Source organism: Pseudomonas syringae, from assembly GCF_000737245.1.
In the GTDB taxonomy this organism is placed as follows: domain Bacteria; phylum Pseudomonadota; class Gammaproteobacteria; order Pseudomonadales; family Pseudomonadaceae; genus Aquipseudomonas; species Aquipseudomonas syringae_J.
On record NZ_JPQU01000057.1, the window covers coordinates 21,493 to 29,250 of the forward strand.

The 7,758-nt window shown below is 57.6% G+C and carries 4 protein-coding genes and 1 pseudogene; 2 read left to right on the forward strand and 3 right to left on the reverse strand.

The features are described 5' to 3' along the window. Positions 1-67: 67 nt before the first annotated feature. Entirely contained in the window at positions 68-2,092 is a 2,025-nt protein-coding gene (locus IV01_RS0125410) for a type VI secretion system tip protein VgrG (protein ID WP_032630494.1), read from the forward strand. Further along, positions 2,089-2,958 carry a DUF4123 domain-containing protein gene (locus IV01_RS05940; protein ID WP_032630495.1) on the forward strand — a complete coding sequence of 290 codons (870 nt, stop codon included), beginning with the start codon at positions 2,089-2,091 and terminating at the stop codon, positions 2,956-2,958. Before IV01_RS0125410 ends, IV01_RS05940 begins: the two co-directional genes overlap by 4 nt. Before the next feature lie 273 nt (positions 2,959-3,231). Here the strand turns inward: IV01_RS05940 and IV01_RS27130 are convergent, their stop codons facing one another. The 3 genes and pseudogenes from IV01_RS27130 to IV01_RS26880 form a co-directional block, all read right to left on the reverse strand. Continuing rightward, positions 3,232-4,056, reverse strand: a complete 825-nt coding sequence (locus tag IV01_RS27130; RefSeq protein WP_229636148.1) for a hypothetical protein — start codon at positions 4,054-4,056, stop codon at positions 3,232-3,234. A gap of 480 nt (positions 4,057-4,536) precedes the next feature. Next, entirely contained in the window at positions 4,537-5,328 is a 792-nt protein-coding gene (locus IV01_RS05930; RefSeq protein WP_229636149.1) for a hypothetical protein, read from the reverse strand. A 337-nt stretch (positions 5,329-5,665) separates the two neighbouring features. Then, positions 5,666-7,758 (reverse strand): annotated as a pseudogene (locus tag IV01_RS26880) (hypothetical protein); the annotation flags it as partial.

Sequence of the window (7,758 nt, forward strand, 5' to 3'; positions counted from 1 at the left end):
GAAGCCTGACTGACGACCCAATCAATAACGTGCAAAGTCCCGCCTTTTCCCGGCCAAGGACTTGCCCATGTCGACCCCCGCCAACTGCGCCTCGTTTACGCTGGATATTGCGGGACTGATGCATGATCTTCGCGTCCTGGAATTCCGCGCTCAAGAGGCGATCAGCCGGCCGTTCAGTGTGCGAATCGACTTGGTTAGCGAGCGCGCCGATCTGAATCTGGAAGAGCTACTGCACCGTTCGGCCTATTTGAGCTTTGATGGTGACGGTAACGGCCTGCACGGAGAAATCGGCGAAGTAGCCCGGGGCGATTCCGGCAAGCGCTTCACCCACTATTGCATCCAACTGGTGCCCAGCTTGAAACGGCTGGCGTATCGCAGCAATTATCGGATCTTTCAGAACCGAAGCGTGCCGGAGATCATCGGCAAGCTGCTCAAGGACCACGGCATCGCGCCGGACGAGTACAGCTTCAAGTTGCGCGAACCCTGCAAGCCACGGGATTACTGCACCCAGTATCACGAAACGGATCTGCATTTTCTGCGGCGGTTGTGTGAAGAGGAGGGCCTGCATTTTCACTTTCAGCACTGCCGCGAAAAGCACTTGCTGGTGTTTGCCGATGACCCGATTCAGCTGCCGATCCTGAACACGCCAGTGATCTATAAACAAGGCAGCGGGCTGGTGGCCGAAACCCCGGTTATCAGCACTTTCAATGTGCGCCTCGCCACCCGCACCGGCAAAGTCAGTCGTCAGAACTATCATTTCGAACGACCTCCGGTAGACCTGCTTGGCAGTGCATCAGGCCAAGGTCGCAAGGACCTGGAGGATTACGCCTATCCCGCTGCGTTCACCGACCGCGAGGCAGGCTTGCGGCAAGCGCAAAAAGCGCTGGAGCGGCACCGTGCCGATCACATTCAAGGCAGCGGTCACAGCGATCAGCCGGCGCTGGTCAGCGGCCATCTATTTCAACTTGAACACCCCAACCCGGACTGGAGCGCCCAGTGGTTACTGACCTCGATCATTCATGAGGGCAAACAGCCTCAGGTGCTGGAAGCGTTCGCCAACAGCAGCGCTGTGGCGGGCGAGTTCAGCCAGGGTTATCGCAACCGCTTCGAAGCGATTCCAGGGCTGATCCCGTTTCGCCCGCCTCTAAAACATCCGAAACCTCGGATCCTCGGCAGCCAGCACGCCTTGGTCACCGGCCCTCCGGGCGAGGAAGTGCATTGCGACGAATACGGGCGGGTCAAGGTCAAGTTCTTCTGGGATCGGGAAGGCCGGCGCAACGAGCATTCAAGCTGCTGGCTACGGGTCGCTACCAGCTGGGCCCATGATCAATACGGCACGGCGTTGATCCCTCGGGTCGGCATGGAAGTGGTCGTGGGTTACTTCGAGTCAGATCCCGACCAGCCTTACGTCCAGGCCTGCCTGCCCAACGCCACCACGCGCATACCGCTGAACCTGCCCGCGCAAAAGACCCAGACGCTGTTCAAGACCCAGAGCAGCCCTGGCGGGGGCGGATATAACGAGCTGCGCATCGAGGACGCCAAGGGACGGGAAGAAATCTCCATTCGCGCACAGCGTGACTGGTCCGAACTGGTGCTCAACGACCAGTCGATTCAGGTCGAAGGCCAGCGCAGCGTTCTAGTGGGTGGGGTTTCCAGTCATGAGTTGAAAAGTGAAGAACATCACCTGACTCACGGCGCGCGCAATACCAAAATTGGTGCTGATGACTCGCTGACGGTGGTGGGGAGTCAGCATATTGCAGCGAGCAACTATCTAGTGAGTGCTGCTGCGCAGGTGCATCTGGAGTCGTCGACGAGCCATGTGGTGATCAACGCTGGCCTGAACGCGACCATCAAGGCCGGCCCACACTGGATCAATATCACCCCGTTAGGGATTTTCAGCAGTGTGCCGATTCTGCTCGGAGGGGCGCCAGTGCCGGGGATGCCGGCGGCGCCCGGTTTGCCCAGTGGTTTGATTCCCGAGGAGCCGTTAGCTGGGGCTCCTTCGCTGGTTCCCTATCAACAAACCAAGACGGTAGAGAACGGAGACCCATTCTGTCTTCGTTGTGCTGAAGCAAGGAAGGGCGCGGTATGAACATGACATCCATCAATCCCTTGCCCGATGACTTTCCCTGGAATCAAACGGCCGGACTTCTTCTAGATGCCTTGCAGGTCAAAGATCTTCTGCGGCGTGTTTATGAGTGGTCCGCAGCGGCCCAGGTCGACGTGCTCTACCTGGGTACCCAGTGGGCATCAATCAGCCATTGTTCCCCATGCCTGATACGTCTGCGGGATCGCGACGATCCGGTGCTCCTGCAGTTTCTGGCCAATACCCAACACCAATGGGGGTACTTGCTGGTAAGTGATTGCTCTTGGCAACAGCTACTGGCTCATATGCGCTGGCTGACTAGCTTCCAGGCGCCACAGTACGAAGAAATGTATTTGCGTATCTCCGACCCTGCAGTGGCCCGTGCCTTGTTTGGTGCTGATGCTTATCCGCGGTCTGAGCTGTTCGGCCCCTGCCAGCAGATCATGGTTGCCAATACGTCGCTCTCTGGATGGACGCACTACAGACGCCCCGCAGAACCTGCCATCCCGATGTACGAGCAACCTTATACGGCAAGCGATGCTCAGTGGGCTGCGTTGAAAGCGTTGGCCTTTGATAAATCCATTGCAGAGCTGTATCTGCATATGCAGCGCTTCTTTCCTGAATATCGAGCCGATCTGAGTCCGCAACAGCGTTTGGAACACGTCCATAAGCTCGCCCGCTCGGCTATCGCAAGAGGCTTCGAGAGCGAGCGGGAAATCAGGCTTTACGCCAATGTCTTCGGTTTTCTCGGCCATGATGTACTGGCCCAGCATCCAGATATCTCCGAGCTGCTGACCGTCAAGTCCGAGCTGACAAGCGTCCAGCGGGCAGAGCGTGCTGCCGAGCTGGCTGCCCAGCGAAGCGGTCTGTAGGAGATACCTCTTCCTCCAAACGCCGCGCTGTCGCGCAGCAAACACTGGCCCTGTAGGAGCGCGCTTGCCCGCGATGAACGATGATGCGGTTTTGCAGGCAGACCGCGTCATCGTTCATCGCGGGCAAGCGCGCTCCTACAGAAAAAAGCATTTCAGTTCAGATAATTACTGTGTTTGATGCGAGCGAACTTGTTCGCGCGGCGGTATTTCGGATGACGCAGTGCCGACGTCTCGCCAACAAGTTGGCTCCTACCCATGGGGCGTTTTTCAGGCTCATTTGGCAGCATTCCGATCCGCCAGCGACACCTCGGCAAACCGTGACGCAAGGTTCTGGCCGGGCCGTTTCTCGCGCAAGGTTTTCACGGCTTGGCTCCGCCGTACCAGTTCGGCGCTGGGTTTGGCCCATTGCTCCGGCGGCAGCGGTTGCGACCAGCTTTGCATGGCGTCCGGTATTGCCGCGCGTCCGATGTTTTTAATTCGGCGGATCTCCCATTCGGTGAGGTAGTTGGGCAGGGTCCACAGGGTCAGCACGTGGTACAGGTACCACCAGAACGGATAGAGGAAACCCACTTCACGATTCTTGCGTCGCCGACGCATACGCTCGCGCGCGTTGTAAAACGTATGAAGTCCTTCATGAGGCGGGTCACCGGGGTTTTGCAGCTCCAGTGGGGCCTGGATTTCCTTGAGGCTGTGCACTTCGTACTCCATGTACGCGCGAATCGCCTCCCAGTTGCACACCGCCAGATCAAACCCACCACAGAAAAACTCCAGGCTGTAATGCTCGTCGTGGGGCGGATGATAAAAACCCACGCCCATGGCGTAGCGGATATCCAGGCCGTACTGGGTCACGCTTCTGGCCTCTATCACCCAGGCGGATAGCGACTCCCATGGCACGAAGATAGGCTCGGTATGGCCGCGCGGGACGAAGCAGACTTCCCGGCGTTGGCGGTTGAAGCGGGTGGGGATGACTTCTTTGTATTTGAGGAGGTGGTGGAAGGTAATAGTGAGGTAGATGGTGAGGGCGAAGGCGGCGGCCCAGCTTCCCATTTCGAGGGTGTAAGGCATTACTTGAAGCGCAAATTCTATGGAGTCTTCCATTGAGTCTCCGTCCGCAATCCCCAAGAACCATGTGAAAAAAGGTGCAAAAAGCCCATAGAACCAAATTGCCCAGAAAGGTGTGCCCAGCCCCATCTGCCACGCAAAGACCGCGGGCAGGCCGATCCCAAAGTCCAGGTATCTATCGTTTACTTCTCCCACCGCGCCGCCGTAATCCTGCGCAGGTAGATCGGTAGGTAACGGTAATGGCGCTAGATAGGTAACCTGGCCGGTAGGGAAAACCTCCAGCATGCCTGCCTGAGGTGCGTGGTTTATGGGCGGCGGGCTAGCAATCTCTTTTGCCATCTTATTTTTTCACTTCGAGGTCTGGGTCGATCTTGAAGTACTCGCATTGTTCCTCCTGCTGACGCTGGATCGGTAGGAGCGAACTTGTTCGCGAGGCGTCGGTACATCCGATAGATGAGTGTCGGCTGTGGACCCTCGCCAACAAATTGGCTTCTACCAATGGGTCGCTTCCTAGGCTCATTTGGCAGTGTCCCGATCTGCCTGCAACACCTCGGCAAACCTTGATGCAAGATTCTGACTGGGCCTTTTGTCCCGCAAGGCTTTCACCGATTGGCTCAGGCGCAGCAGTTCAGCGCTGGGTTTGGCCCACTGTTCAGGTGGCAACGGTTCCGACCAGCTTTGCATGGCATCCGGTATCACCGCGCGACCGATGCTTTTAATGCGGCGGATCTCCCATTCGGTGAGGTAGTTGGGCAGGGTCCACAGGGTCAGCACGTGGTACAGGTACCACCAGAACGGATAGAAGAACCCCACCTCACGATTCTTGCGGCGCCGACGCATCCGCTCCCGGGCGTTGTAGAACGTATGCAACCCTTCATGTGGCGGGTCGCCGGGGTTTTGCAGTTCCAGAGGGTCCTGGATTTCCTTAAGGCTGTGCACCTCGTATTCCATGTACGCGCGAATCGCCTCCCAGTTGCACACCGCCAGATCAAACCCGGCACAGAAAAACTCCAGGCTGTAATGCTCGTCGTGGGGCGGGTGGTAAAACCCCACGCCCATGGCGTAGCGGATATCCAGGCCGTACTGGGTCACGCTTCTGGCTTGCACAACCCAGGCAGACAACGACTCCCACGGCACGAAGATAGGCTCTGTATGACCACGGGGGACGAAGCAGACCTCACGGCGCTGGCGATTGAAGCGGGTGGGGACGACTTCCTTGTATTTGAGGAGGTGGTGGAAGGTAATGGTGAGGTAGATGGTTAAGGTGACGGCGGCGAGCCAACCACCAACTTCAAGTCCAAAGGGCATGTAATACAGAGCATTTTGTGCCGCTTGATCAAATCCATCTCCCCAGGTAAGTGTGAGGAACCAAATGAATGCTGGAGCAAAAAGGCCAGAGAACCAAATAGCCCAGAAAGGTCCTCCTAGCGTCATCTGCCATCCGAAAACGGAAGGTAACCCTACACCCAAGTCCAGACAAATGTCGTTCACTTCACCGACTGCCTGCCCATAATCCTGGGGAGGCAGGTCGGTGGGTAACGGCAATGGCGCCAGATAAGTGACCTGACCCGTTGGGAAAGCCTCCAGTAGGCCGGCGAGGGGGGCGCGGTTCATAGATGGCGGGCCAGCAATCTCTTTTGCCATCTTATTTTTTCACCTCAGGCATGAGGTCTGGATTGATCTTGAAGTACTCGCATTGTTCTCCCGGTGGATCGAGGTCCACCGCCGGGAAGTCGCCGCTTTCGCCCAACGCCGGAAAGCGCACCTCATACACATTCGCTTCGTGTTGCCCTGTCGAAATGATGGGGCCCAGCTGGATTGAGAGCACGATGTCGGTATGACTGATCTGGTCCGCTCTGATAAGCCCGCGCACGTCGTCCAATTCCACAATCAGAGGATTGAGCTGTTTTATGTACAAACGGTCCTCCAGCGCTTCGTCCAAAGGCCTCCAGCGCTCCGGCGTTCGGTCCCGCCCCGTTTGCTCACGAACAACCTGATAGCCACCGATATTGAGCACGGCAGCGCTGGCATGACTTCCGACAGGTTTGGTCAGTTCGGCAGCGTACAACGTCGGGAAATGCAGCATGAACTGCCGAGTAGCATTATCGCCGCCCATTATGATTTGCATCCGAGGGGCCTGGTAATGCGCGCGGAGTTCTTTGAGGTAATGCTCAAGAGGTAATGAAGCGCATAGGTCAGAATCCTGCCCTTGGCCCCATGGCGTGCTCAACAACCAGCGGTCGTGGCGGCTGAGATTATTGCGGTTGTAGTACCAACTGCCGGACAGCTCCAGCGCAGTAAACAAAATGCCCGCCACGTTAAATCGCAGGAACACCGTGGACAGGCGTGTGCCAGCCGCTGCCCAAGCTGCTATCCGGGCCGGGGAGTTGCGGGCTGTGGCCAGGACATTTTTGAAGGCAATACCTGTTTGTATTGCGCCATAAGTATTGCTGGCCAGAAAACCGCTGTTGCCGAGCATACTGATCACAGCACCTTGCTGTGCTTCGCTGTTCCCGTTACGTACCGCTTCTTGCCAGCTGTTGTGGGAGCTATTGAGACTCATGGCAGCAGCAACCATGCCCGCAGGATAACCGCCAACCCCAAGGGTAATATGCAATTTCCCCATCTGCACATGAACACCAAACAGCTCCGCTTTCTTCAGATTTTTCGCCAACTCTGCGGCATGGGCACCCAAGGCAGTATCGGCAATACCTTGTGCTGCGCCGAATCCAGCCGCAGCTGTTGCGAAGAAGCTGCTGGCAAAAGCTGTTAACTCCTTCGGTTTGTTTGATTCAGAAAATGTCTTCCTGCTCACCACCACCAAATTCACCACCTGCGCCACAAACACCAACAACCCGGCCCCATCCCCCAGCAACCCCGCCTTGGGCGCCACCGTCACACCCTTGCGATAACTCTCCAGCACTGAACGCACCTCGCGATGCTGTTGCGCCGGAAACACCAACGCCAGCCCTGGCTTACCGGATGACGCCGTTTGCAAGTGCGTCGAATCACTGGGCAGGTCAGCTACCGGAATCATGGCCTTGGCCAGTTGTTGTTCCAGTTCGCTCAAGGACTGTTGAGTGGTCTGGCGACGTTCCTTGAACCAATCGGCGTCGGGACTGCGGTGCCAGTTAGGGTCCTGAGCTTTGCGGTGCCGAGTGATATTAGTCAGATAGCGCAGCCGCTCTCGATGCTCCTGCACGGCCAGGGCGGTCTTGCCAAGGTGTTGCAGGTCTTCGGCGCTGGCTATCTGGAAGGTAACGTTCTCTCGCCGAGCCGCATCAAGGATCGCCACGCCCGCTGCATTGGGCAGGCTGCGAAACAGCGCGTCCATGTCCGGTAGCTGGCCTTTGTCCATCTGCTGCAGAAAAACCTGCACCGCCTGTTGAATGCCCATCTGCAACGCGGGAGCCAGAGTGCCCCAGGCGGCGGTGAGATTGACCTGGGTGGCGGGTGACAGGCGACCAGTGTCGAGCACCAGGCCAGCGCCCCATTGTTTGAGACGTTCCATCCACTGACGGGCTTCCTTGATCAACAACCAGCCCGCGTTGGTGAAAACAGCAAACTGCACGCCCAGTTCGGTCTGCGCACTCAAAGGCGCGGCATAGAACATCGGTCGCGACATGGCCGGGTTGTGGTTGAGCCAGCTCAGCACGAAATCAACAGCTTTGTCGCTGCGGCAGATGTCTTTCAGGCAGGCGTATTCGGTGAGCAGGGCGTGGTCGACTTGCTCGCTGT

Excerpts from the sequence above, each read along its gene's own strand:
- IV01_RS0125410 (WP_032630494.1), top strand. The coding sequence starts at position 68 with ATGTCGACCCCCGCCAACTGCGCCTCGTTTACGCTGGATATTGCGGGA.
- IV01_RS05930 (WP_229636149.1), bottom strand. The coding sequence starts at position 5,328 with ATGCCCTTTGGACTTGAAGTTGGTGGTTGGCTCGCCGCCGTCACCTTA.
- IV01_RS05940 (WP_032630495.1), top strand. The coding sequence starts at position 2,089 with ATGAACATGACATCCATCAATCCCTTGCCCGATGACTTTCCCTGGAAT.
- IV01_RS27130 (WP_229636148.1), bottom strand. The coding sequence starts at position 4,056 with ATGGAAGACTCCATAGAATTTGCGCTTCAAGTAATGCCTTACACCCTC.